Origin of the sequence: Streptomyces rubrogriseus (assembly GCF_027947575.1) — a bacterium.
In the GTDB taxonomy this organism is placed as follows: Bacteria; Actinomycetota; Actinomycetes; order Streptomycetales; family Streptomycetaceae; genus Streptomyces; species Streptomyces rubrogriseus.
In genome coordinates, this window is record NZ_CP116256.1 from 1,212,670 (window position 1) to 1,237,886 (window position 25,217).

Annotated in this window: 16 protein-coding genes and 3 pseudogenes; 7 read left to right on the forward strand and 12 right to left on the reverse strand. The window is 74.3% G+C overall.

All coding sequences use genetic code 11. From position 1 onward, the window contains the following. The first annotated feature begins 23 nt into the window (after positions 1 to 23). The gene (locus tag Sru02f_RS05340) at positions 24 to 1,436 is read left to right on the forward strand and encodes a Cys-Gln thioester bond-forming surface protein (RefSeq protein WP_109032873.1); all 1,413 of its coding nucleotides are present in this window, start codon (positions 24 to 26) and stop codon (positions 1,434 to 1,436) included. A gap of 65 nt (positions 1,437 to 1,501) precedes the next feature. Here Sru02f_RS05340 and fxsT read toward each other — a convergent pair whose 3' ends face one another. Further along, positions 1,502 to 4,780 carry an FxSxx-COOH system tetratricopeptide repeat protein gene (gene fxsT / locus Sru02f_RS05345; RefSeq protein ID WP_167469633.1) on the reverse strand — a complete coding sequence of 1,093 codons (3,279 nt, stop codon included), beginning with the start codon at positions 4,778 to 4,780 and terminating at the stop codon, positions 1,502 to 1,504. A gap of 308 nt (positions 4,781 to 5,088) precedes the next feature. On the opposite strand from fxsT, the gene Sru02f_RS05350 reads away from it, so the two are divergent. Continuing rightward, positions 5,089 to 5,454 (forward strand): hypothetical protein, encoded by a 366-nt coding sequence (locus Sru02f_RS05350; protein WP_244941889.1) that lies wholly within the window; start codon positions 5,089 to 5,091, stop codon positions 5,452 to 5,454. 80 nt (positions 5,455 to 5,534) lie between these two features. Here the strand turns inward: Sru02f_RS05350 and Sru02f_RS05355 are convergent. After that, a pseudogene (locus Sru02f_RS05355) lies at positions 5,535 to 5,729 on the reverse strand (hypothetical protein); the annotation flags it as partial. 250 nt (positions 5,730 to 5,979) lie between these two features. Here Sru02f_RS05355 and ettA point away from each other — a divergent pair. Genes ettA through Sru02f_RS05370 form a run of 3 tightly spaced genes read left to right on the forward strand, consistent with a single transcriptional unit; the run spans position 5,980 to position 8,773 of the window. After that, positions 5,980 to 7,644: an energy-dependent translational throttle protein EttA gene (gene ettA, locus Sru02f_RS05360; RefSeq protein WP_109032875.1), complete on the forward strand. Its 1,665-nt coding sequence runs from the start codon at positions 5,980 to 5,982 to the stop codon at positions 7,642 to 7,644. Between the two features lie 2 nt (positions 7,645 to 7,646). Beyond that, the gene (locus tag Sru02f_RS05365) at positions 7,647 to 8,057 is read left to right on the forward strand and encodes an acyl-CoA thioesterase (protein WP_109032876.1); all 411 of its coding nucleotides are present in this window, start codon (positions 7,647 to 7,649) and stop codon (positions 8,055 to 8,057) included. Continuing rightward, on the forward strand, positions 8,054 to 8,773 hold the full coding sequence (locus Sru02f_RS05370; RefSeq protein ID WP_164270452.1) for a hypothetical protein: 720 nt from the start codon (positions 8,054 to 8,056) through the stop codon (positions 8,771 to 8,773). Before Sru02f_RS05365 ends, Sru02f_RS05370 begins: the two co-directional genes overlap by 4 nt. Positions 8,774 to 8,809: 36 nt before the next feature. Here the strand turns inward: Sru02f_RS05370 and Sru02f_RS05375 are convergent, their stop codons facing one another. The 6 genes and pseudogenes from Sru02f_RS05375 to Sru02f_RS05400 form a co-directional block, all read right to left on the reverse strand. Next, positions 8,810 to 9,769 carry an ABC transporter ATP-binding protein gene (locus Sru02f_RS05375; RefSeq protein ID WP_109032877.1) on the reverse strand — a complete coding sequence of 320 codons (960 nt, stop codon included), beginning with the start codon at positions 9,767 to 9,769 and terminating at the stop codon, positions 8,810 to 8,812. Between the two features lie 52 nt (positions 9,770 to 9,821). After that, entirely contained in the window at positions 9,822 to 11,174 is a 1,353-nt protein-coding gene (locus tag Sru02f_RS05380) for an FtsX-like permease family protein (protein WP_373103394.1), read from the reverse strand. After that, the gene (locus Sru02f_RS05385) at positions 11,110 to 12,546 is read right to left on the reverse strand and encodes an ABC transporter permease (protein ID WP_373103397.1); all 1,437 of its coding nucleotides are present in this window, start codon (positions 12,544 to 12,546) and stop codon (positions 11,110 to 11,112) included. Before Sru02f_RS05385 ends, Sru02f_RS05380 begins: the two co-directional genes overlap by 65 nt. 5 nt (positions 12,547 to 12,551) lie before the next feature. After that, complete coding sequence (locus Sru02f_RS05390) at positions 12,552 to 12,689, reverse strand: hypothetical protein (RefSeq protein ID WP_159107551.1); 138 nt, start codon at positions 12,687 to 12,689, stop codon at positions 12,552 to 12,554. Positions 12,690 to 12,694: 5 nt separating this feature from the next. After that, positions 12,695 to 16,011: pseudogene (locus tag Sru02f_RS05395) on the reverse strand (FtsX-like permease family protein). A gap of 187 nt (positions 16,012 to 16,198) precedes the next feature. Then, the gene (locus Sru02f_RS05400) at positions 16,199 to 16,612 is read right to left on the reverse strand and encodes a globin (RefSeq protein WP_109032879.1); all 414 of its coding nucleotides are present in this window, start codon (positions 16,610 to 16,612) and stop codon (positions 16,199 to 16,201) included. An 85-nt stretch (positions 16,613 to 16,697) separates the two neighbouring features. On the opposite strand from Sru02f_RS05400, the gene Sru02f_RS05405 reads away from it, so the two are divergent. Next, entirely contained in the window at positions 16,698 to 17,672 is a 975-nt protein-coding gene (locus tag Sru02f_RS05405) for a methyltransferase domain-containing protein (RefSeq protein ID WP_109032880.1), read from the forward strand. Positions 17,673 to 17,712: 40 nt separating this feature from the next. On the opposite strand, the gene Sru02f_RS05410 is transcribed toward Sru02f_RS05405, so the two are convergent. From Sru02f_RS05410 to Sru02f_RS05425, 4 genes and pseudogenes are all read right to left on the reverse strand, one after another. Continuing rightward, a complete protein-coding gene (locus Sru02f_RS05410; protein ID WP_109032881.1) occupies positions 17,713 to 19,539 on the reverse strand; it encodes an FHA domain-containing protein in 1,827 nt (608 codons plus the stop codon). A gap of 46 nt (positions 19,540 to 19,585) precedes the next feature. After that, positions 19,586 to 20,932, reverse strand: a complete 1,347-nt coding sequence (locus Sru02f_RS05415; protein ID WP_109032882.1) for a vWA domain-containing protein — start codon at positions 20,930 to 20,932, stop codon at positions 19,586 to 19,588. A gap of 113 nt (positions 20,933 to 21,045) precedes the next feature. After that, positions 21,046 to 22,460 (reverse strand): annotated as a pseudogene (locus Sru02f_RS05420) (PP2C family serine/threonine-protein phosphatase). A gap of 3 nt (positions 22,461 to 22,463) precedes the next feature. Further along, the gene (locus tag Sru02f_RS05425) at positions 22,464 to 24,863 is read right to left on the reverse strand and encodes a tetratricopeptide repeat protein (protein ID WP_457853526.1); all 2,400 of its coding nucleotides are present in this window, start codon (positions 24,861 to 24,863) and stop codon (positions 22,464 to 22,466) included. On the opposite strand from Sru02f_RS05425, the gene Sru02f_RS38110 reads away from it, so the two are divergent. Further along, positions 24,841 to 25,146, forward strand: a complete 306-nt coding sequence (locus tag Sru02f_RS38110) for a hypothetical protein (protein WP_455569444.1) — start codon at positions 24,841 to 24,843, stop codon at positions 25,144 to 25,146. The genes Sru02f_RS05425 and Sru02f_RS38110 overlap by 23 nt on opposite strands. Positions 25,147 to 25,217 lie beyond the last annotated feature (71 nt).

Here is a 25,217-nt window from a genome sequence, read left to right on the forward strand (position 1 = left end):
GGTCCTGCTCGAAGGGGAATTTGGTGTTTTCTTCGCACGCTGCGCCGTCTCTGCCCGGTCGAGGGGCGGCGCGTCTCGCCGCCGGAGCGCTGGCGTCCGCGCTCGCGGTCGCCGGTGTGGTGACCGGTGCGGCTCCGGCCGCCGCCCAGGACGGGGCGGCGCGGGGCCAGGGCGGGGCGACGGCCACCATAGGCGGCCTCAAGACGCACGGCGCCGCGGTGATCCACGGTCAGGACGGCGACCAGCAGGTGCCGGCCGGTCTGTTCGAGATGTCCGTCGAGGGCGGCGGCATGCTGCAGACGTACTGCGTCGACATCCAGAACCCGACACAGAAGGACGCCAAGTACCAGGAGACCCCCTGGAGCGGGACGTCGCTGGGCACCAACAAGGACGCCGGCCGCGTCCGCTGGATCCTGCAGAACAGCTACCCGCAGGTCAACGACCTCGCCGCGCTCGCGAAGAAGGCGGGTCTCCGCGGCGGGCTCACCGAAGAGGACGCGGCGGCCGGCACCCAGGTCGCCATCTGGCGCTACTCGGACGACACGGACGTCGAGGCCGTCGATCCGCAGGCCGAGCGGCTCGCCGACTACCTGGAGGAGAACGCCCGCGACCTCGCCGAGCCCGCGGCGTCCCTCGCCCTGGACCCGCCGGCCGTCTCGGGCCGCCCCGGCGAACGGCTCGGCCCGGTGACGGTCCACACCAACGCGGGCGGCGCGACGGTGACGCCACCGGTGGACGCCACGAGCGAGGGCGCGGTACGGATCGTCGACAAGAAGGGCGAGCCCGTCACCAAGGTCACCGACGGCGCCCAGGTCTTCTTCGACGTGCCCGAGGACGCGGCGGCCGGTACCGCCCAGCTGTCCGTCCAGGCCTCGACGACCGTGCCGGTCGGCCGCGCCTTCGCCTCCGAGAGCCGGAGCCAGACGCAGATCCTGGCCGGGTCGAGTGAGTCGACGGTCGCGGCGACGGCGACCGCCACCTGGGCCGCCGACGGCGCGATACCCGCCCTGTCCGCAGAGAAGAACTGCGCCGAGGGCACCCTGGACATCACCGCGCTCAACAAGGGCGACGAGCCCTTCACCTTCGAGCTGCTGGACACCGAGTACACCATCGCGCCGGGCGAGACCCGGACGGTACCGGTGCCGCTGCCCGAGGACCGCGCCTACGACTTCACCATCCGCGGCCCGGCCGGCTTCGAACAGCGCTTCACCGGCGTCCTCGACTGCCGCACCCAGAGCGCCACCCTGTCCGACACCACCCACACCCTCAGCGAACCGGCCCCCGCCACCGTCGTCACGCCCTCCCCCGAGCCCAACCCCAACCTCGCCGAAACCGGCAGCTCCGACGCGACCCCGCTGATCGGCGGCGCGGCCATCGGCCTCGTGGTCCTCGGCGGCGCGGTCCTGCTGTTCGTCCGCAGGAAGAACGAGCAGTGACGAAGGCGCGGGGCCGGTGAGCGATTGACCCCGGCCCCGATCCCGGCCCACGGCGCAGACCGGGGCTAACGGCGCTTCCGACGCATGCCCTGGCGCGCCCCCGCCTTGCGGGCAGAGAGCAGCTTCTGCGCCTCGTGCCGCTTGCCCACGGCGGTCAGTTCGTTGGCGAGCGCCTCGGTCACGTCCTTGGTGAGCTGGTGGTCCTCACCGAGAGTTCGGCGGCTCCGAGTGCGAGTGTCCTTGAGCAGATGCACCGCTGTCGCATGCTCCCGCAGGGCGCTCAGGGTGACCGCGAGGCTGTAGGCGGACTGGAGGGTACGCAAGTGGTCCTCGCCGAGGATGCGACGACGGCCGTCGAGGGCGTGCTCGTCCATGCGGCGGGCGTCGGCGTACTGTCCGAGGTTGTGCAGGGTGGCGGCGAGGCTGTGGGCGGAGTCGAGCGTGTCGGGGTGGTTCTCGCCGAGGGTGCGGCGGCGGCGTTCGAGGGTGTCCTCGTCCATGCGGCGGGCGTCGGCGTACTGTCCGAGGTTGTGCAGGGTGGCGGCGAGGCTGTGGCCGGAGTCGAGCGTGTCGGGGTGGTCTTCGCCGAGGATACGGCGGCGCCGTTCGAGGGTGTCCTCGTGCATGCGGTGAGCGTCCTCGGGCTGTCCGAGAGCGTTCAGGGTCACCGCCAGGCTGTGGGCGGAGGCGAGGGTGCGGGGGTGGTCTTCGCCGAGGGTGCGGCGTCGTCGTTCGAGGGTGTCCTCGTGCATGCGGTGAGCGTCCTCGGGCTGTCCGAGAGCGTGCAGGGTCACTGCCAGGCTGTGGGCGGAGGCGAGGGTGTGGGGGTGGTCGTCGCCGAGGGTGCGGCGGCGGCGTTCGAGGGTGTCCTCGTCCATGCGGCGGGCCTCGCCGTAATGCCCGAGATTGTGCAGGCTGGCGGCAAGGTCGTGGGTGTAGGCGAGGGTTTGGGGGTGGTCGTCGCCGAGGGTGCGGCGGCGGCGTTCGAGGGTGTTCTCGACCATGCGGCGGGCCTCGGCGTACTGCCCGAGGGCATGCAGGCTGGCCGCTCGGTCGTGGGCGGAGACGAGAGTGTCGGGGTGGTCCTCGCCGAGGATGCGGCGGCGACGGACGAAGGTGTCCTCAATCATGCGTTGGGCATCCGTGTACTGCCCCAGGTTGTGCAGGCTGCTGGCGAGGCTGTGGGCGGAGTCGAGGGTGTCCGGGTGGTCGTCGCCGAGGGTGCGGCGTCGTCGTTCGTGGGTGTCCTCGTGCATGCGGCGGGCTTGGGAGTACTGCCCGAGATCGTGCAATGCGCCGGCGAGGCTGTGGGCGGAGTGCAGAGTATCGGGGTGCTCTTCGCCGAGGATGCGGCGGCGGCGTTCGAGGGTGTCCTCAACCATGCGGCGGGCCTCGCCGTAATGCCCGAGGTGGTGCAGGGTGGCGGCGAGGCTGTGGGCGGAGTCGAGGGTGTGGCGGTGGTCTTCGCCGAGGGTGCGGCGTCGTCGTTCGAGGGTGTCCTCGTGTACCCGGCTGGCCTCGCCGTACTGCCCGAAGTAGCTGATGACGTGGCCGAGGTAGTGGGCGGAGTCGAGGGTGTCGGGGTGGTCCTCGCCGAGGACGCCGGTCCAGTTCTCGTGGAGGGCGGAGATGAGGTCGCGGGCGGTGCGCTCCTGGCCGCTCTTGATCAGGTAACGCGCTGCCCGAACGAGCGCCTGGCGCAGCTCCGGGCGACTGGTCGCGGTGTCCTTCCGGGCGGCGAGGTGGGTCGTGTAAGCGGCCCACCCGGGCCAGGCCGCGGGCGTGTCGGGGTCGCCGGGGGCCACGGTGGTCAGGATCGTGGCGACGTCGTCTTCCGACCTGACGGTGTCGGCCTGACCGGACCGGTCGCGGAGGATGGCCTGGGTGAGCCGGTGGATCTGGAAGGTCTCGTGGTCGACGCGGGCGAGACCGTAACGGGCCAGGGACCGCAGGGCGGTCTGCGGCCACATGATGTTGTCCGGGTCGACGGCGATGGTGCTCAGCCGGTCGCGGACGGCTTCCAGCCAGGCGGTGGGGATCGGTTCGGGGCCGAGGAAGGCGCCGAGGCGGAGCAGGTCGGCGGCGTCCGGGTGGTCGCCTGTCAGGCGGTTGGTGGCGATGTCCACGGCGGCGGCCAACGGGGCGGGGTAGCCGGGCGGACCGCCGTTGGCCATGAGCGCGGCGGTCTTCTCGGTGAGCAGATGGCGATAGCGGTCCAGGGTCATGCCGCTGGTGATGACGCCGACCGCCTGGGCCAGGGCGAGGGGCAGGTCGCCGAGGTCGTCCGCGAGGCCGCCGGCCTGGTCGGGCGTGATGCCGGGCATGCGGGCGGTGAGGTAGGCCAGGGAGTCGCTGCGGGCGAAGACACCCAGGTTCAGGCTGTGGACCCGGTCGTTCCAGCCCGGGTTGCGGGACGTGATCAGGACGTGGCCGGGTCCGGTGGGGATCAGGCTTTCGAAGTCGTGGGGGTCGTCGGCGTTGTCCAGGATGATCAGCCAGCGGTCCTGGGTGTGCAGATGCTCCAGCAGCGTGCGGGCGTTGTGTTCGGCGCCGGCCTCCGGTTTGGCGATGCCCAGCCGGGCGGCCAGTTCGGTGTAGCGGACGAGAATCTGGTCGGCCTGCGCGGCGTCGATCCACCAGACGGTGTCGTACTGGCTGGCGAAGCGGTGGGCGTACTCCAGGGCGATCTGCGTCTTGCCGATGCCGCCCAGGCCGTGCAGGGCCTGGACCACGGCCTGCCGGCCGCCGAGCAAGCCCTCGCGGATCCGCGAGATCAGAGCCTCGCGCCCGGTGAAGTGCGGATTGCGGTCTCGCACGTTCCACACCCGCGGCAGGCCCGCGCCGCTGGGCAGCCGGGGACGCTGCCCCTGTGCGCCCCCTGCCGGAGCGGCGTGCACCGGTGCGGGGGTGCCGGGGAAACTGGGCGCCGTGCGCGGGCCGGTGGGACCGTTGACGGCCTCCAGTAGCGCCGTGATGGCGGCCTGCTCGTCCAGGCTGTGCAGGTCTTTGCGGATGACGGCGGTCAGGATGTCAGGGATGTCCGATGCCGTGAGGGGTTCGATGGTCACCGGGACGATGCGCTCACGGCGCGCGACGACGGAGGTCCACTCCTCCCGCGTCCACCGCGCGGGATCGAAGTAGTTGTTGGAGAACAGCGCCACCACCGTCGTGGCACGCCGCATCGCGTCGTTCATCCGCTCGATGAAGTTGTCGCCGATCCGCCAGTCCCAGACGTCCAGCTCCACGGCATGGCCGACCTCCCGCAGGTGCCATGCCGCCCACTCCGCCCAGGCCCGGTCCGGCCCGGCATAACTGACGAAGACCGACTCCACCGCTGCTGGCACGCTTCCCCATCCCCCTCGCTGCGACCCCGTCACGACGTCGCACCCAATGATTCCCCGCGGGCGGTGTCCGCAGGGCGCGAATCGGCGACGTCGGCGAAGTAACGCAGGCGCTCCACGGCACCGGTCACGGCGGCACGATGGCGGACGTAGAGCCAGCCGAGGCGGGTGACGGTGACGGCCGGGTGTCTGCGCCGCTGAGTGAGCGACCGCTGCGGCGGCCAAGGGGGTCCACGCGGGTATCCTGCTGCGGGAGTTGCGGGTGACGGGTACGAGCGGACGCAGTTTCAGGCGGGGGCAACGTGGTGCGCGTGCTTAAGGCGGTAGTCCCGGTCCTCGCCCTGGTGGCGGTGACGGCCGGGTGTTCCTCGTCCGAGGGCGGGGACGAGGAGCGGCTGACCGCGCAGCGGGAGAACTACTGCACGCAGCTGGGGGCGTGGCAGAAGGCGCGGAACGCGGCGGGCACGGACACGCCGGAGCCGTCGGGGTACGACGAGGTCGGGGCCGTCGCTCAGAACGCCTTCCTCGCGATGCGACCGCTCCGGGATGAGACCGTTGGCGGAGGCCGCACCTTGGCGGAGGCGACGGTGGCGGCGATGAGCAACAGTGACTCCGAGGCGGAGGGGCGCGTTGTGCAGTACTGCGACGATGTCGGCTTCGAGACGCTGACCCGCTAGCCGGGTTTGGATCACGACGATCACGTATGAGTGGCGGGGCGACGTCGACAACTCGGCTCTCGATCGAGCCTGAGATGTGCTCATCTCGGCACGACGGCATCGAGCCATGAGGCGAGCGCGCCAAAGTCGGCGCCATTGAGGCCCTTGGCCGGCTCGACCCGGTGCAGCAGTGAAGGCCCGGGGTGGCCGGCGTCGACCCAGAGGCGGTCTATCGCGCTGATCTCGTCGTCGACCCGGATGAAGGGTCGGCCGGCGGCCCACTCGACCATGGGGCGAGCTGGTCACGGCAGCACCGTAGCTCCGCGCGGCGGGGGAGCGGTGCCCTGGGGCTGGGCCGTCCCTCGGCCGTGCGAGGGTGTCCGAGGCCGATCGACGGCGACCGGCAGTGGCAGGCGAGGGTCCGGCGGCATTCAGGAAAGGCCAGGTCAGAGGCCCCGCTCGGAACGCGTTTCCGCGCAGGGGTGGCGGTGCGGCAAGATGGGGTGTATCTGCCCACTGCCTGATCAAGCTGCCGGACGGTTTCTCTTGGCTGAGTACATTTACACCATGCGCAAGGCGCGCAAGGCGCACGGCGACAAGGTGATCCTTGATGACGTCACCCTGAGCTTCCTGCCCGGCGCGAAGATCGGTGTGGTCGGACCGAACGGTGCCGGTAAGTCGACCGTTCTGAAGATCATGGCGGGGCTGGAGCAGCCGTCGAACGGGGACGCCTTCCTGTCCCCGGGCTACACCGTCGGCATCCTGCTCCAGGAGCCCCCGCTCAACGAGGAGAAGACCGTCCTGGAGAACGTCCAGGAGGGTGTCGCCGAGGTCAAGGGCAAGCTCGACCGGTTCAACGAGATCGCCGAGCAGATGGCGACCGACTACTCGGACGCGCTCCTCGAGGAGATGGGCAAGCTCCAGGAGGAGCTGGACCACGCCAACGCCTGGGACCTCGACGCCCAGCTGGAGCAGGCCATGGACGCGCTGGGCTGCCCGCCCGGCGACTGGCCGGTCGTGAACCTCTCCGGTGGTGAGAAGCGGCGCGTCGCGCTGTGCAAGCTGCTGCTCGAAGCCCCCGACCTGCTGCTGCTCGACGAGCCCACCAACCACCTCGACGCCGAGTCGGTGAACTGGCTGGAGCAGCACCTCGCCAAGTACGAGGGCACCGTCGTGGCCGTCACCCACGACCGGTACTTCCTGGACAACGTCGCCGGCTGGATCTGCGAGGTCGACCGCGGCCGCCTGCACGGCTACGAGGGCAACTACTCCAAGTACCTGGAGACCAAGGCCACCCGCCTCAAGGTCGAGGGCCAGAAGGACGCCAAGCGGCAGAAGCGCCTCAAGGACGAGCTGGAGTGGGTGCGCTCCAACGCCAAGGGGCGGCAGGCCAAGTCCAAGGCCCGCCTCGCGCGCTACGAGGAGATGGCCGCCGAGGCCGACAAGATGCGGAAGCTGGACTTCGAGGAGATCCAGATCCCGCCGGGCCCGCGCCTGGGCAACGTCGTCGTCGAGGTGAACAACCTCAGCAAGGCCTTCGGCGAGAAGGTGCTGATCGACGACCTCTCGTTCACGCTGCCGCGCAACGGCATCGTCGGGGTCATCGGGCCCAACGGCGCCGGCAAGACCACGCTGTTCAAGATGATCCAGGGGCTCGAGGAGCCGGACTCCGGCGACATCAAGGTCGGCGACACGGTCAAGATCTCCTACGTCGACCAGAGCCGCGAGCACATCGACCCGAAGAAGACGCTGTGGGCCGTCGTCTCCGACGAGCTGGACTACATCAACGTGGGTCAGGTGGAGATGCCGTCGCGGGCGTACGTCTCCGCCTTCGGGTTCAAGGGGCCGGACCAGCAGAAGGCGGCCGGGGTCCTCTCCGGCGGCGAGCGCAACCGGCTGAACCTGGCGCTCACCCTCAAGCAGGGCGGCAACCTGCTCCTCCTCGACGAGCCGACCAACGACCTCGACGTCGAGACCCTGAGCAGCCTCGAGAACGCGCTGCTCGAGTTCCCCGGCTGTGCCGTCGTCGTCTCCCACGACCGGTGGTTCCTGGACCGGGTGGCCACCCACATCCTCGCCTACGAGGGCGAGTCCAAGTGGTTCTGGTTCGAGGGCAACTTCGAGTCGTACGAGAAGAACAAGGTCGAGCGGCTCGGCGCCGACGCCGCCCGTCCGCACCGCGCCACCTACAAGAAGCTGACCCGGGGCTGATCTTGCGGCACATCTACCGCTGCCCACTGCGCTGGGCGGACATGGACGCGTACGGCCACGTCAACAACGTGGTCTTCCTCCGCTACCTGGAGGAGGCCCGTATCGACTTCCTGTTCCGCCCGGAGAAGGACTTCAAGCAGGGGTCCGTGGTGGCACGCCATGAGATCGACTACAAGCGGCAGCTCGTCCACCGGCACCACCCGGTCGACATCGAGCTGTGGGTGACGGAGATCAGGGCGGCTTCGTTCACTCTCACCTACGAGGTCAAGGACGGGGACGTGGTCTACGTCCGCGCCTCCACCGTGATCGTGCCGTTCGACTTCGAGGCTCAGCGGCCCCGGCGGCTCACCGCCGAGGAGCGGGAGTTCCTCGAGGAGTACACGGACGCCAAGGAGGAGGCCGTCGCCGCATGACGGTGCTCCACCTCGCCGACGAGGGGGAGGCCGCGGACCTCGCGGCCTTCCTCTCCCGGCTGCTCCACTACGACCGTTCGGCCGCGGTACGCCTCCAGGCGGCCGGCACGGCCCTCGCCGTCTTCGGCCGGCCGCCCTCCTTCGAGGTGCTGGCGGTGCGCGCGGTACGGCTGGCCAAGCCGTACGAGAACGGGCTCGACGACACGCTCGACGTGACCGTCTCCGCCGGTGAACTGCTCGAGTCCGTGGACGAACGGGCGGCCACCTCCGGCGTGCCGGGCGCGGTGACCGGGCCGCCCTGGGCCGGGGTGCTGCCCCCGCGCGGGGGCTGGCGGACCGAGGCGGGGCTGCCCGGCCCGGACGCCCTGCGCGCGCTGGTCGCCGCCGCGGTGGCGGAGTTCCGTACGCGCATGGAGGAGCTGGCCCCCGAGAACCGGACGCGGGCCGAGCTGGACCGGGTCGGGCGGGAGATCTGGTCCCGGACCGTCGGGGAGACCGGGCTGCCGGTGCGGGCCGTGCATGCGGCCCAGTCGCTCGGGTTCCTGCGGACCCGCGGAGCGTCCGGCCCCGGTCAGGGCTCACGCTCCGGCTCCGGATCGGACGAGGACGCGCCCAAGCTGCTGTCCTCCGGCGCGTGGCTCCGGCTGCGTACGCCCTTCGGGTCCGTCGCGCTGCGGCGGGCGGGGACCGGGGCCCTGGGCATCAGCGTGCGCTGAGGCCGTCCGGGCCTCCTCCCCCGCCGTCGCGGCCGCTCAGTGCTGGGGTTCGCTGTCGTCCGGGCGTACGGCGATGTGGTCGCTCTCCAGTTCCAGGGCCACGCGGTCGCGCATGCCGAGGGCGGCGGTGTAGTCGGCGGGCAGCTGGAGCCGGCCGGCGCGGTCGAGCATGGCGTACTCGCGGGCCACCACCGTCTCGTGGCCGGTCTCGGCGTCCACCTCGCTGCGGCGCAGGACCTCCGTGGAGGTGCGGCCGTCGCGGATGGCGACGGTGCGGCGGACCTCACCGGCCACCGCCTGGTCGTGGGTGACGATGACGACCGTGGTGCCCAGGTGCTCGTTGGCCGTGCGGAACGCGGCGAAGATCTGTTCCGCGGTGTGGGAGTCCAGCTCGCCCGTCGGCTCGTCCGCCAGCAGGACGGACGGGTTGCCCGCGAGGGCCACGGCGATGGCGACCCGCTGCTGCTGCCCGCCGGACATCTGCTGCGGGCGCCGGTCGCGGCAGTCCGCGACGCCCATCAGCTCCAGCAGCTCCAGCGCGCGTTCGGCGCGCTCCGCCCGGCGCCCGCCGGTGCCGGACAGCTGCATGGGCAGGGCCACGTTCTGCGCGGCCGTCAGGTAGGGCATGAGGTTCCGGGACGTCTGCTGCCACACGAAGCCGACCACCGTACGGCGGTAGGCGAGGCGGTCCTTCGCCGTCATCGCGAGCAGGTCGCGCCCGGCGACCCGGGCCGCCCCGGCGGTGGGCGTGTCCAGACCGGCCAGGATGTTCATCAGCGTGGACTTGCCGCTGCCCGAGGCGCCCACCAGGGCCATCAGCTCGCCCTCCCGGACCAGGAGGTCGAGTCCCTGGAGCGCCTGCACCTCCACCCCGTCCGCGCTGAAGATCCGGACCAGGCGGTCGCAGGTGATCAGGGCGTCGTGCCCGTAGGCGGGCCGGTCCCGGGACGCCGTGGCGCGGTCGGCCAGCTCCGCGAGGGTGGGGTCGGTCGTCATCGGGTCTCCTCCGTGTCCGCGTCCGCGGTCCGCCGTGTCTGCGTCCGCGCCCTCACCGCGCGTCGCCCGCCCTGAGTTCCGCCACCGCTCCGCGCCGGCCCGACCACCACGCCTGGACGGCCGCCACCCCCACCGCCAGGACCAGCACCGCCACCGCCGGGACGGCCAGCGACCAGGGGTCGGCGCTCAGCTCCGCGCGCCCCGCCGGGGACGTCGTCGCCGGCACCGCGAGGGTCGTCAGATCGATGCCGGGGGAGAGGAGGCGCACGGCGGCCCAGCCGGTCAGAATGCCGCCCAGAGCCGCGGGCAGCGCCTGCGGGAGGGACTCCAGGACCAGCAGGCGGCGGCCCTGGGCGCGGGTGAGGCCCATGGTGCGCAGCCGGGCGAGGAGTGCGGCGCGTTCGGGGGCGGCGCTCGCGAGGGACAGCAGCAGGGCCAGGGTGGCGTAGCCGGCGGCTGCGGCCACGGCGGCCGTGTAGATGCGCTCCCCGCCGGACTGCAACGGGGAGTCCACGTAGCTGCCGCGCTCCTCGGACCGCAGGTGGACGGTGCCGGCGTCGTCCGCCGCCCGGTGCACCGCGCCCGCGTCCAGGTCGGCGCCGGTCAGCAGCGCCACGTTCGGCCGGGTGGCCGCGGCCGGCAGTCCGGCCCGGTCCACGACGAGGAAGTCGTCGCCGTTCACGGCCGGAGTGCGGTCGCGGACCAGCACGATCCGCAGGGTGGCGAGGGCGCCGTCGGCCAGCCGCACCTGGAAGGTGCCGTCGCCCAGCCGTTCGGCGACCGCGGGGGAGGCCAGCGCCGGCCGGACGGCGTCCTCGGAGCCGCCCTCGGCGCCGTCGGGCCGTCCCAGCTCGCCCGCGGGGAAGGCGCCGAGGCCCGTCCGTCCGGCCAGCGCCGCGTAGTCGGCCGGGTCCACCGTCGCGAGCGGCAGCGACTGGCGGCCCTCCTGGATCTTGGCCTGGTAGTCGATGCCGACCTCGGTGACCTGCCGCACCCCGGGCGCCTGCCCGAGACGGCCGGCCAGCCCGGCGGGCAGCGCGGCCTCCGCCTCCACCCGGGCGTCGGCGCCGACCGAGAGCAGTGCCGCCCGGTCGCGGGCGTCGGTCACGCCGTTGAGGACCGACCCGCCGAACGCCGCCACGGTGAACGCGGTCAGCAGCGCGAGGAGGGGCAGTACGGCGGAGGCGGAGGTACGGCCCGCCCGGGCCAGCGCGAGCGGCCCGACCGCGCCCCGCAGCCGCCCGGCCGGGCGGGCCAGCCCGCGCAGCGGCAGCGGGTACAGGCGCACCAGCACCAGCGCGGCGATCACCCCGACCAGGACCGGGGCCACCGCCACCAGGTCACCGGCGCCGTCCGTCGCCCCGCGCCGGCGCAGCATCTCGACCGCGCCGAGCGCGAGGACCACGACGGTCAGTTCGGCGACGGTACGGCGCCTGGACGCCCGCGCGGACGCCACGTCGCGCTCGGCCGTCGTGGATCCGTACGGCGTGGTGGGCGGCGGCGGCCCGCAGCGGCAGCGCGAGAGCGGCCACGGCGGTGACCGCGGCGGCGGCCCAGAGCGCGGGGAGCAGCCGGGCGCCGGGCAGCGCCAGCAGGGCCGCGCCGAACCCGAGGGCACCCGCGGGCACGGCCACGACGGCCGTCTCGGCGAGCAGCCGCCCCACCATGCCCCGTACGGAGGCGCCGCGGGCCCGCAGCAGGGCCAGCTCGGCGCGGCGCCGCTCGGCGGCCAGGCCGCCCGCCATCAGCAGGACCACGGCGGCGACCGTGCCCGCGCCCGACGCGGCGACGACGACCAGCGGGCCGATGTCGCCGCGGAGTTCCTCGTACGCGGTGAAGGCGGTGTCGAGTCCCGTCGTGACGTCGGTGAGCGGGTTGATCGTCGCGTGCAGCCGCTCCAGGCCGGGACCGGACTCCAGGGAGGCCACGGCGGAGGCGAGCCCGTCGAGGTGGCGGCTGTGCAGGGCGTCCGCGGAGGGGGTCAGGTGCCAGTAGCGGACCGTCGAGGTCGCGCCCAGCACCGCGGGCGCCGCCTCGGGGGCGAGCAGCAGACCGCCGACCCAGTAGGAGGGGTTGGAGGCCCCCATCGGTCCCGGCACGCGCCGCAGGGAAGGGCCGCGCAGCACGGAGTCGACGGACCAGTAGGGGCTGTCGGCGTCCTCGGGCGTGACGATGCCGGTGACGCGGACGGTGAGGTCCTGGTGGGCCGACACGTGGATGACCGAGCCGACCTCGATGTGCAGCGTGCGGGCCGTCTCCTCGGTCACCGCGGCCTGCACCTCGGTGGTCTCGATGCTCGTCTCCCCGCCGGGTACCTCGGGCAGCCGGCCGGAGCGCAGCCGGGTGTGGTCGGCGAGGCCGTGCGGGGCGGCGAGGAGCATCTCCGCGGGGAGGCCGTCGGGCCGGGGCAGCCACTCGTCCGGCGAGGGCAGGGTTTCGGTGGAGCGGACGCCGTAGGAGGACCGCTTCCCGTCGATGACGAGCGGCCGTTCGACCGCGTCGAGGGTGGACCTGTACAGCTCGGTGAGGCGTTCGGGCCGGACGCTCTCCTCCGTGTGGGCCAGCCCGCCGTCGAGGTCCGGACCGGCGGTCACCAGGATGCTGCTCTCGTCGACCGGGGTGCGCTCCACGGCCTGGCGCAGCCCGGCGTCCGTGTACCGGTCCAGCGCCCGGGGGAACGCGGCGGCCAGGCACGCGGTCAGCGCCACCAGCACCGCCAGCGCGACGGCGGCGCCGGGGGCGGCCCGCAGCCGGGTGCGCACCCAGGGGGCGGTCACGGGGTTCACCGTCCGGTACCTCCGTGTCCTTCGGGGGCCGCCGTCGGGCGGGTGCGGCGCGGTGCCCGTGCGGCGGCGGTCACCGGCACGGTGCCGGTCACCGGCACGGTGGCGGCCTCACCGGCCGGTGGCGGGGCGGTCACCGGGTTCACCGTCCGGTACCTCCGTGGTCCTTGAGGGTCACCGTCGTGTCGGTGCGGCGCAGGGCCAGTGCCGCGGTGACCAGGAGCGGGACGACGGCCATGCCGGCCAGCAGCAGGGCGACGCGGTCACCCGGCAGGGCCACGTGCACGTCCGGCACGGGCCGGGTGGCCTGCGGGGTCAGTACGGTCAGCGGGATCACCGCCCGGGTCAGGACCGCGCCCAGGGCGGCGCCGGTCAGCAGCGCCAGGCCGGTCAGCACGCCCTGCTCGGCGGCGACCGTGCGGGCCAGCCGGCGGCGCGAGGCGCCCAGGGCACGCAGTACGGAGAACTCGGTGCCCCGCTCGCGCAGCGACCCGGCCGCGCTCACCGCGAAGCCGACCGCCGCGAGCGCCGCCGCCACCAGGGTCGCCGCGGCGAACGCGGCTCCGGGACCGGCGCCGAACGGGTCGTCCCGCAGCCGCTCGGCGACCTCGTCGCGCACCAGTACCTGGGCCGGTGCGGTGTCCGGGAAGGCCCGCAGGCCCGCCGCCGCCTCGTCGGTCCTGCCCGGCCCGGCCCGCAGCCACCACTCGGTGGGCGCGACGGAGGCGCCGTACTTGCCCTGCAGATGCCGGTTGACCGCGGGCAGGTCGACCAGCAGGGCACCGCCGAACTGCGCCGAGGGGGTCTCGGGCCCGGTGCCCGGCAGCTCGCGCACGGAGCGCACGATCCGCACCGGCACGTCGTGGCCGCCGATCAGCACCGTGACCCGCTGTCCGGTGCTCGCGCCCGAGGAGTCGAGGAACCGGTCGGTGGCCACGGCGGTCACCTCGGCCGGTTTCGGCTGCGCGACCCGCAGCCGCACGGTCAGCGTGGTGATCTTCCAGCCGCCGGCCTCCGAGTAGCCCGTGGAGTACTCGACGGCGAGCGGACCCGGCTTCAGCAGGCGCGGAGTGGACGGAGCGCCCGGCGCGTCCGGCGCGGCCGACGGCGGCGCCAGCTCCGACCCGGCCGTCCAGGCGTCCGGCAGCGGCACCGGCCGGGCGGTTCCGTCGGCGGCCGTGGCCGTCACCCGCCGTACCGTCAGGCGGTGTTCCTCGCTCTCGCCGCCGGGCTGGACCACCGTGAACTCGATGCCGGTCAGGGTGAGCGGTCCCGCGGCGACGTCCATGCCGAGGGTGTGCTCCCGGCCGTCGGCGGTCAGGGAACCGGCCGCCAGCCGGTACGGGCTGCCCCAGCGGTCCTCGACGGTGACCGTCACGTCCGCCGACCGGGAGCCGACGTGGGCCGGGTCGAGGCCCGGGACGGCCAGGGTCGCCGCCAGCGTGAGCCGGGCCGTGCCCGCCGGGATCGTCGCGCCCTTCGACGGCTGTTGCGGCGCCATGCCGGACAGCAGCCCGCGCGGCGACTCGTCGGCCAGGTCGGGGCGCATCAGCAGCAGGCCCGCCGCGCGCGAGGTGTCCAGCGCGAGCACCGTCGCCGTCCGGTCGCCGGACAGGGAGACCTCGGACCGGGCCGCGGGGGCGACCTCCGCCACCCCCGGGACGCCCGCGACCAGGTCGGTGCGGCCCTGGCCCGGCGTGCCCGAGGCCTGCACCCGGATCGGCGCCCCCGTGCGGAAGTCGGCCTGGTCGTCCTGCGACCGGGACCACGAGGCGCCCTGCCCGATCGCCACCGTGCCGAGCGCCACGGCGAGCACCAGCAGCAGTACCGGCCCCGCCCCGCGCATCGGACGGCGGCTCAGCTGCCAGCCCGCCAGCGCCGCCGCGAGGCCGCGCCCGCTCGCCGCCCGGCGCTCCGCGAGCCGCGCCACCAGCGGCAGCAGCCGCAGCGCCAGCACCGTCCCGGCCAGCAGCGCCAGCGTCGGCGTCGCCACGAACAACGGATCGATCCCCAGGGTGCCCGAGGCGTCGGTGTCGCCCGTCCCGGCGGCCGAGGTCTGCTGGTCCAGCTGCCAGTAGGCGATACCGGCGATCACCAGCAGACCCACGTCCGCGCCAGCCCGCAGCCAGCCCGGCAGCGCCCGGGGCCGTCCGCCGCCAGCCTCCGGCGCGAGGGTCAGCGCGGGCAGCGTCACGGCCAGCGTGCACCCGAGCGCCGCGACCGCCGCCACCAGCCACACGGTGCCGCTGCCGCCGCCCGTCGGTTCCCAGCCGAGCCCGATCCGGGCTGGCGCCCCCTGCCCGACCAGCAGCCGGACCAGCGGTCCCGCCAGCAGCGGCGCGCAGACCAGCGCGGGCACGGCCAGCATCAGCGCCTCCAGCGCCGATCCGGCCGCCAGCCGACCCGGGAGGCGCCGCGCGCCCGCAGCAGCCGCAGCTCGCCCGCCCGCTCGACGCTCAGCAGCCGCGCCACCAGCAGCAGCGCGCCGCCCGCGAGCAGCACCAGCTGCGAGGCGATGACCAGAAGGGTGGAACGGGACACCTCCAGCGAACGGTCCAGACGCTCCAGGATCGCGGGCAGTTCGGTGGTCGCCGCGGTGGTGCCGCTGAGCACCTGCTGCTCGCGCAGCCACGCCAGGCCGCCCCGGGCCGCGTCCCCGAGGGCCGGGGTCCGCCCGGTCGTCAGCGACGAGTAGTCCGCCGTCACCAGCCATCCGGACGCCCCCGCGCTGACCCGGCCGCCGCTCAGCGCACCGGGCGGGGCGAGCAGCGGCCCGTACGTCGTGAAACCGCCCTGCTGGAGGCCGCGTCCGGCCAGGTCGTCGAGGCGCCAGTACGGTGACCCGGCGTCGGCCGGCCGGTACAGGCCGCTCACCACGATGTCGACGGCCGGGCCGTCGAGCCGGTCGGTGAGGGTGAGCCGGTCGCCGGTACGGACGCCGATGCGCTCGGCGGCGGCCACCGGCACCGCCACCTCGACCGCGCCCTCGGAGTCCCCGCCGCCCTTGCCCCCGTCCCCGTCCTCGGGCAGCCGTCCCTCGTCGACGCGGACCTGCGTCGGGTCGAGCGCCGCGAAGAAGGTCAGGTCGGGCTCGCCGGACCGCTCGGTCGGGGGCCGCAGGGAGCCGGGCAGCGCGTACGGGCCCGAGCGCACCAGGGTCCTTACCGTCCGCGGCAGTCCGTCGAAGGTCCTCGCGGCGCCCTCGCGCACGGTGGCGTCGGCCGCCGACCGCTGGGCCGCCGGTACGTCCGCCTTCACGATCAGCGCGGCGTCGGCCCCGGTGCGCGGGTCCGCGAGGGAGTGCCGCAGGGCCGCGTCGCCGATGGCGCCCGAGTAGGCGGTCAGGGTGGCCAGCACCGTGGTGGTCAGCAGGACGGTGAGCAGGGCCGCGGCCAGCAGCAGGCGGTGCGCACGTGCCCGCAGCAGCACGAACCCGATGAGCCCCCCGTACCCCGCCACCCGGCCCCCCGCCGCTGTTGTCCAGACCTCTCCGGGATGTTGTCAGAGGAGGAGGTACGGAAGTAACCGCTTGGGACTTGGACTTGACCGGATTGTGACCGGAATCCGGTGCCGGCTGACCGGAATGCGCCCGTCAATCAGGGATTCGACGACGGAAACGGACGAGGGAATCGGACGACGGGACCGGTCAGCCCGGGGTGTTGATCATCGAGGCCGCCGCGTACGTCAGGTACTTCCACAGCGTCTGCTCGTGCTCCTCGGACAGGCCCAGCTCGTCGAGCGCGACCCGCATGTGCTTCAGCCAGGCGTCGTGCGCGGCCCGGTCGACGACGAAGGGGGCGTGCCGCATCCGCAGCCGCGGGTGGCCGCGGTTGTCGCTGTACGTCGTGGGACCGCCCCAGTACTGCATGAGGAACAGCGCGAAGCGGTCCTCGGCCGGACCCAGGTCCTCCTCGGGGTACATCGGCCGCAGGATCGGGTCCTCGGCGACCCCCTCGTAGAAGCGGTGGACGAGTCGGCGGAAGGTCTCCTCCCCACCGACCTGCTCGTAGAAGGTCTGCTCCTGAAGCGTGCCGCGCCGAATCTCATTCACGCCGTCCATGGTCTCAGACCCGGGGGCATAGGACTCAAGACCTAGGACCCGTCAGGGCCCTGCCCGCGGCCCGCCCGGCCCGTACTGTGGAGGCATGGGCGGGTACGAGGACCTGGACAGCCTCGCCGCCTCCGCGCGGGCGGAGCTGGTGCGGGAGATCGAGCTGAGCGGCGCCTGGACGGCCGACCCGGTGTGGCGGGAGGCGTTCCGGGAGGTCCCGCGCCACCTCTTCGTGCCGTACTACTACGTCGGCGTCCGGGGCGGCTACGAACGCCGGTGGGGCGAGGACCCCGACCCGGGCGCTCGCGAGCGCTGGGTGCGCGGCGCGTACGCCGACGCCCCGCTGGCGACGCGGATGCGCGACGGCGAGCTGCTCTCCTCCAGCAGCCAGCCCTCGCTGATGGCGATGATGCTGGTCGAGCTGGACGTGCGGGACGGCGACCGGGTCCTGGAGATCGGCGCCGGGACCGGCTACAACGCGGCCCTGCTCGCCCACCGGCTCGGCGCGGACGACCTGGTCACCACCGTCGACCTGGACCCCGAGATCACCGAGTCGGCCCGCCGGCACCTGGCCGCCGCCGGGTACCACCCGGCCGTCGTGACGGGCGACGGCGCCCGCGGCGTTCCGGAGCGTGCCCCCTACGACCGGATCCTCGCCACCTGCGCGCTGCCCTCGGTGCCGCGCGCCTGGCCGGCCCAGTGCCGTCCCGGCGGCCGGATCCTGACCCCGCTGGCCACCGGCCTCGTCGTCCTCACCGTCCGCGACGCCGAGCACGCCGAGGGGCGCTTCCTGCACACGCCCGCGTACTTCGTACCGTTGCGCGGCGCGGACCGCGCCGCGCCCGAGACACCGAGCCTGGGCGGCGTACCGCGCCGGGCCCGGGAGGACGACCTGTTCCGCTTCCTGCTGTCGCTGAGCCGGGGCGGGCTCGATCCGCAGGAGGCGTACGCGCTGTGGGACCGCGAGGACGCCCCGCGCCGCGAGCGCTACGGCATCACCGTCAGCGGCGAACGGGCCTGGGCGTGGCTGGACGACCCCGAGGGGCCGTACGCCTGGCCGTTCGCCTGACGCGGGCCCCTCTCGGGCGCATCGCCGTGCCTGTCCCCGCCTATCCCCGGCGGACCGTGATCGTCGTCCAGGCGCCGACGTGCACCCGGTCGCCGTCCTGGAGGGGCACCGGCACGAAGGGCTGGATCGGCTCCTCGCCGCCGTTGACCGTCGTGCCGTTCGTCGAGTTCTGGTCGACGACCGCCCAGCTGCCGTCCGGCTGCTGCACCAGCACCGCGTGCTGGTGCGAGACGCCCGGGTCCTCCGGCGGCACGGCCAGATCGATGTCCGGGGTGTCGCCGGTGGAGTGCCTGCGGCGGCCGATGGTGATCTGGTTGCCGGTGAGCGTGCGCTGCTGCTCGGGCGAGTACGCGGGCAGGTTCAGGCCCGCGGCCTCGGGGCCGGAGCGCTGCATCATCGCCATGAAGTACTCGCGGTCCGGACCGATCGTCGCCGACCAGGTGGTCGGCTGCTGGGGCCGCTGCGGCTGCTGCGGGAAGCCCTGGCCGGGCGGGGGGGCCTGGGTGGCGCCGGGCTGCGGGTAGCCGTAGCCGCCGCCCTGGGCCTGGCCCGGCCCCTGGCCGGGGCCCCCGGGAGCACCGGACGTCGGCGGGGAGAGCACCCAGTCGTCCCCGCCGAAGGACGGGCCGCCCTGCTGCGGGCGGTTGGCCTCCTGCGGGAAGGCGGGCGGAGCCGGCGGACCGGCCTGGTACCCCTGCGGAGCGCCACCGGGACCGCCGGGCCCACCAGGCGCTCCGGCGCCACCGGGCGGGGGCGCGACGGGGCCGGGCGGAGGCGGGACCGGACGCGAGGGATCGCTGCCGAAACCGGGCGGGGCCGGAGGGCCGGAGGGGCCGTTCGGACCACCGGGACCGCCGGGGCCACCCGGGCCGTTGAAGCCACCGGGACCACCGGGGCTGTTGGGACCACCGGGGCCGCCGGGGCCACCCGGGCCGTTGAAGCCACCGGGACCACCGGGGCTGTTGGGACCACCGGGCCCGTTGGGGCTGCCGGGGCCGTTGGGACCGCCAGGCCCACCGAAACCGCCGGGTCCGCCAGGACCACCGGGGCCGTTGGGACCGCCGGGGCCGTTGGGACCACCAGGTCCGCCCGGACCGTTGGGACCACCCGGGCCACCCGGACCGCCGGGCCCGCCGAAACCGCCGCCACCGTTGGGGCCGCCGGCACCGCCGGGCCCGTCGGGGTTGCCCGGGCCGCCGAAACCGCCGGGACGGCTGGGTCCGTCGGGGCCGCCGAAGCCACCAGGCCCACCAGGCCCACCGGGCGCGCCAGGCCCACCGGCGCCGCCGGGCCTGTCGGGACCCCCAGGACCGAAGGGGCCGCCGCGGTCACCTGCCTGGCCGCCTGCGGGGCCGCCAGGACCACCGGGACCACCGCGGCCCGACGGGTCGGAGCCGAAGGGCGGCGGGCCCGGGGGGATCGGTTCTGCGGGGCGGTTCACCTGGGACGGGCGGGAGCCCTGGTAGTCGTACGAGTCACCACCGCCGTACGACGGACCCGCGGGCGGCTGCCCGAAGTGCGGCGCCGGGCCACCGGAGGCCGGCGGGCGCGGGGCGGCCGGGGTGTACGAGGTGGCGGTGTTGGTCAGGAAGTTCCACCGGCACTCCTCGCAGAACGGCGCACCGCCCTCACGCGGGGTGCGGCACTGCGGGCAGAGCTGCGGCTCGCCGCCGGGACCGCCCGGACCGCCACCGGGACCACCGCCCGGCCCGCCGGGTCCACCCGGACCGGCGGGCGGAGGGAAGCCGTAGCCGCCGCCCGGAGGCGGTGGCGGCGGAGGGGGCGGCACGGCACCGGCCATGCGGTGACCGCAGACCTCGCACCAGTCGTCGGAACCCGACTGGTGTCCGTTCGGGCAGGTCGGCATGTCGGAGCTTCCCTCTCTTGCGGGCGTGTCGCGCGGTTGTTGAGCGTCACTTCTTCACACGAACGGTCTTGGTCGACCGGGTCTCGAGAGTCATCTCGTCGGCCTCCTCCACCTTCGCTTTCAGTCGCACAGTACCTGCCGCCGCGTCCACCACGTCCACCACCTTCGCAAGCAGTTTCGCCGTATCCGCGTTTCCGGAGACTCCCGCGAGCTGAACCGCACGGCCCAGTTTGGCCGTTGCTCCGTCGATGTCTCCCGCTTTGCGTAGATCGAGCCCTTGCTGGATGGCTTGTGCCAGTTCGGCCTGCCCGGTGTAGTGGGCGACTTGGGGGTTGATCGACGTGGAGGCGGTCATGTCGTCGGTCCACACGGCCCGTACGAGGCCCTGCGCGCCGAGGTTCCGGACGCTGCCGTCGGGCTCCGGGATGACCAGGGAGACGCGGGCGGCCAGCATCTCCCGGCCGAGGTCCGCGGCCGGTACCTCGACGCAGAAGTGGTAGTCACGGGACTCGTCGCCCCAGGAACCGGTGGGGTAGTCACCGGCCCGCGGCCCCGCCTCGGTGCGGCGGGCGGTCAGCTCCTCGACGGTCGGGGCGACCTGCTTGACGAACTTCACCGTGGTGCCGACCGGGGTCCACAGCCGCAGCGCGACGTCCGCGACCTCCTTGCCCATGGCCGTCTCCATCATCCGCGTGAAGTCGGCGGCCAGTCCCGCCGGATCGGCGACGATGTCGGCGGTGCCGAGCAGGGCGGAGGCGATCCCTGTGACTTCTTTCACCTCCCAGTCGGTGCCCACGCCCCGGGCGTCGCACGTGAAACGCCCGGCGCAGGCGTCGAGCGCGGCCCTGAGGTCCTCCGGCGACTCGTGCTCGTTGCGGCCGTCGGTGAGCAGGATGCCGTGCCGGATGGCGACGTCCGCGGTGGCCAGCAGCCGGTCGGCCAGCCGCAGCCAGGTGCCGATGGCGGTGCCGCCGCCCGCGCTCAGCCGGCGCAGCGCCTGCTTGGCCTGCTCCCGGGTGGTGGCGTCCGCGACCGCGAGCCGGCCGCCGCCCGGGTAGACCTCCTTGGCCACGTGGGTGCCGCCGACCACGGCGAAGTGCACGCCGTCGCGCAGGGTGTCGATCGCGGCGGACGTGGCGTCGCGGGCGTTGCGCATCTTGGTCGGCGGGTAGTCCATGGAACCCGAGCAGTCGACCATCAACGCCACGGCGGCGGACGGCCCCTGGCCGGGCGAGTACAGGTGGGGCGCGGCGACCGCGCTCCCGACCGTGCCGCCGCCGGTCGCGGTGACCGTGACGATGGCGTTGACCTCACGGCCGCCCTCGGGCAGGTACTCGTTCTGGTAGACGTCCACCGCGAACTGCGGCACGTTCGACTTCGAGAAATTGGCCATGCCGGATCGCATCCCCCTCTACGTCCCCACAGCGGTGGGGTCTTGGCTCACTGGCGCGGACCGCCCCCTGCGGTCCGCGAGGCCGCCCCTCCACCCGTGGCCGTGCGGCGGCCTCAGGCCGATCCTGCCCCCTGCGGCGGGGCCGGGAACGGCAGGAGGGCCACTGTTACGTTGTCGTGGCCCCCGCCGTCCAGGGCGTGGCCGACCAGAACGCGGGCGCCGTGCAGCGGGCGGTCGGCGGCGTCCGGGGGCACGGCCTCGGCCATTTCCTCGGCGGACTCCGCGTAGTTCCACAGGCCGTCCGTGCAGACCACGACCACACCGGCGCGGTCCGGCTTGAAGGACGCGGTGTGCGGCTCCAGTTCGTAGGCGTCGGCGCCCAGCCAGCCGGTGATCGCGTGGGCGCGCTCGTCGGCGTAGGCCTCCGCCTCGTTCATCAGACCGGCGGCGACCATCTGCGCGGCCCACGAGTCGTCCTCGGTGAGCCGGGCGGGCGGGGTGGCGCGGTCGGCCGGGACCCAGTAGACGCGGCTGTCGCCGACCCAGCCGACGACCAGCAGCCCGGCGGTGACCACGGCGCCGACCAGGGTGCAGGCCGGCGCGTTCTGGTGCGGGGCCTGCTCGCGGGCCGTGGCGGGCTCGTCGGCCAGCGCGTTGACGGCGTGCGAGGCGGCGAGGATGGCGTCGTGCATGGCCTGCTGCGGGTGCGTGCCGCGCGGCAGGGCGCCGAGCAGCGACTCACCGGCCGCCCGGGAAGCGGCGAGCGAGGCGTCGTCGGGGCGGGTCGCCGAGGACACGCCGTCGCAGACGATCGCCACCGAGGCGCGGGCGCCGTCGGGCAGCGCGGTGCAGCCCACCGAGAACGCGTCCTCGTTGCGGTGGTGGCGCAGGCCGCGGTCGCTGACGGCGGCGATCGGGCCCGACTCCTGCTCCATGTGGTCGCGTTCGCGGGGCTGGGCGTGCCCGCAGTTCTCGCAGTAGCCGTCGTCGTCGACCCGGCCCGCGCGGCAGGCCACACACACCTTCTCGGCCGCGGCCGGGGCGGCGGGCTGCCGGGGAGGAGCCGCGGCCGGTTCGGGGACCGGGGCCGGTGCGGCGGCCGGGGCCTGTTCCGCGGTCAGTCGCGGGTCGGGCGCCTGCAAGGGGTACTCGTCGGGCTCCCCGGCCGGTCGAACCGCACCCCGGACGCCGGCGACCCCGCCGGAGCCGCGGCCGCGGGCGCTGCCGACGGCGCGGCGGGCGGTGGCGGCGGCAGCGGGGAGCCGCCCGAGTCGGTGCCCGGCAGTTCGGCCGCCGCGTGCACCGGGGCGGGATGGCCGTGACCGTCCGAGTCCCGGGCCACGGGCCAGTCCACGCCGTCCGGCGCGGGCACCGCGCCGTTGATGGCCAGGGTCGGGCTGTCCTCGGGCCGGGCGGGCACGACGGACAGGTCGTATCCGCACGCACCGCAGAACCGGTCACCCGTCTCGAGGGGTTCCTCGCAGCTCGGGCACTTCGGCACGGCGGCCTGCTGGGGCATCTGCGACATCAACTACACCCACGTCCGGGGGCGGTAACGATTGGCACGTTCCACCAGGTCGATCCTCTCCTCGCCGCCCCGCGCCAGCCGGGCCAGCGTGCGGTACGAACGCTCCAGGCCGAAACGCAGGCCGCGTTCGTCCAGGCCGCTGCCGAGCAGCGTCCGTCCCCCGGCGGCGGGAGGGACGGAACCCCGACCTCCGGAGAGTACCCAGTCCAGCGCGCAACCGAGGACCTCGGCCGACAGCTGCTCGCGCCGCGCCGGATCCAGACCGTACACGTCCAGCGCCTCGACCTGCCGCGCGGCGGCGATCAGGTCGTCCAGGAACCGCAGGTCGCCCGCGGCCGCGGTGCGCTGCCGCAGCCGCGCCCGGACCGCCGCCACGCGCGCCGCGGTGCAGTGGACGGACGACTCGGGCACCGACTCCAACGTCCGTACGGCAGCCGCCCTATCACCCGCGGCCAGCTGCACCCGGGCCAGACCGAACGCCGCGCTGACGTGGCTCGGGTCGGAGGACCACACCAGCCGGTAGTACTCGGCGGCGTTGTCGAGCTGCCCCAGCACCTCCGCGCACAGGCCCAGCGCCAGCTTGGGCGCGATCTCGCCGGGGAAGGCGTCGTAGATCGCGTCGAAGGCCAGCGCGGCGTCCTCGTGGGCGCCGGTCACCAGCGCGGCAAGACCGCGGTACCAGACCACCCGCCAGTCGTCGGGGCGCTCACCCTCCAGGGTCTCCAGCGCCTCCAGGGCGCCGGACGCGTCGCCGTTCTCCAGCCGGGCCCGGATCTGCCGCAGCCGGGTCTCGGTCGACGGCGCCGGAGCCGCGGCCAGCGCGGTCAGCAGCTCGGCCGGCGCGGACGCCATCAGGCCCGCCAGGAAGCCCGCGTTGGGGTCACCGGCGTCGACCCGGGGAACCGGCAGCGCGAGCGAGGCGGTGGGCGCGTCGGCATCCTTGACCAGACCGGAGGCCCCGGTGCCGGGCCAGCCGGCCGAGCCCACCGAACTGACCGCACCCGGCAGCGCGGCGCTCGCGCCCCCGGACGCGGCCACCTGCGTACCCGCCGCCCCCGCCCCCGTACCCGCGCCGACCGGCGGGGCGTGTGCGACGGTCCCGCCCGGCGCGCCCACGGCCGGACCGGGCCCGCCCGGCAGCGCGGGCGCGGCGCCCGCTCCGCCCGGCAGGGCCGCACCGGAGCCGCCCGGCCGTCCCCTCGTACGCGGCGCCCTGGCCCCCAGCCGCGACACCTCGCCGTCCAGGCGCGGGAACAGCTCCGTGTCCGTCACCCGCACCTCGGGCCCGAACAGTGTGGAGACGGCGGGCCTGGCCCGGCCCGTCTGGAGCGAGACGACCTCGCGCAGCACACCCGTCAACTGCTCCGCCATCTCCTGGGCGGAGGCGAACCTGCGGGCCGGATCCGGGTCGGTGGCCCGCACCAGCAGCCGGTAGAACGACTCGTAGTGCCGGAAGACCTCGATGCTGTCGGGGTCCGGCAGGGAGTCCGCGTAGACGGTGGTGTAGCCCTGGAAGTCGAACGACAGCACGGCGAGGGTGCGTCCGACCGTGTACAGGTCGGACGCCACCGACGGGCCGACGTCGGCGACCTCCGGGGCCTGGTAGCCCACCGTGCCGTAGATCGCCGACTCGTCGTCGTCCATGCGGCGGACCGCGCCCATGTCTATGAGCTTGAGCTGGTCCTCGGTCTGGATGGCGTTGTCGACCTTGAAGTCGCAGTACAGCAGCTTGCGGCTGTGCAGGTGGCCGAGCGCTTCCAGCGCCTCGATGCCGTACGCGCAGGCCTGCTCGACCGGCAGCGGGTCGCGCCGTCCCTGCGGGGAGCGCCGGGCGTTGGCGATCTCCTTGAGCGACTTGCCGCCGACGTACTCCATGACGATGTAGCCATCGAGGGAGCCGGTGCGCTGGTCGAGGTGCTCGACGAAGTTGTAGATCCGCACGATGTTGGCGTGCTCGATCTCGGCGAGGAAGCGCCGCTCGGAGATCGCCGCCGCCATCGCGTCCTGGTCGCCGGTGTCCAGCAGGCCCTTGAGGACCACCCAGCGGTCGGAGACGGCCTTGTCCACGGCGAGGTAGATCCAGCCGAGCCCGCCGTGCGCGAGGCAGCCCACCACCTCGTACTGGCCGTGCACCACGTCCCCGGACTTCAGCTTGGGCACGAACGAGTACGGGTGGCCGCACTTGGTGCAGAAGCCCTCCGTGCGGCCCGGCCGCTCACCGCGCGCCCGCCCGACCGGCGCCCCGCAGTCCGAGCGTGAGCAGAACCGCTTGCGCTCGGGCACCTCCGGGTGGTCCATGACCATCTCGCGCGGGTCGGGGCGCGGCACCGCCGGTACCTCGACGAGACCGACGCCGAGGCGCCCGCGCCCGGTGGAACCGGTGTTCGAGCCGGAGCTGCGCACCGACACCGAACGGCCCGTGGAGCGGCCCGAGACCGCCCGGGAGAGCCGGCCGGACACCGAACGCCGGGACTTCGACGAGCGCGACGACTGGGACGACGTGCGCGAACTGCGGGCGCTGGAGCGCGAGCTGCCGCTGCCCGAGGAACCCCGCGACCCGCGCGAACCCCGGCCTCCGGCCCCGGCCACGCCGGTCGGTGTCGCGCCGAGCGCGCCGCCCGCCGCGACGACCGGCGCCAGGCCGCACGTGTCGCAGTACAGCTCGCCGCCGCCCATGTCCTCGTAGGTCCCGCCGCAGCCGGGACGCTGACACGTCCGCCCTGCCTCACTCATGACGCTGCCTCCCCCTCGTCGCTC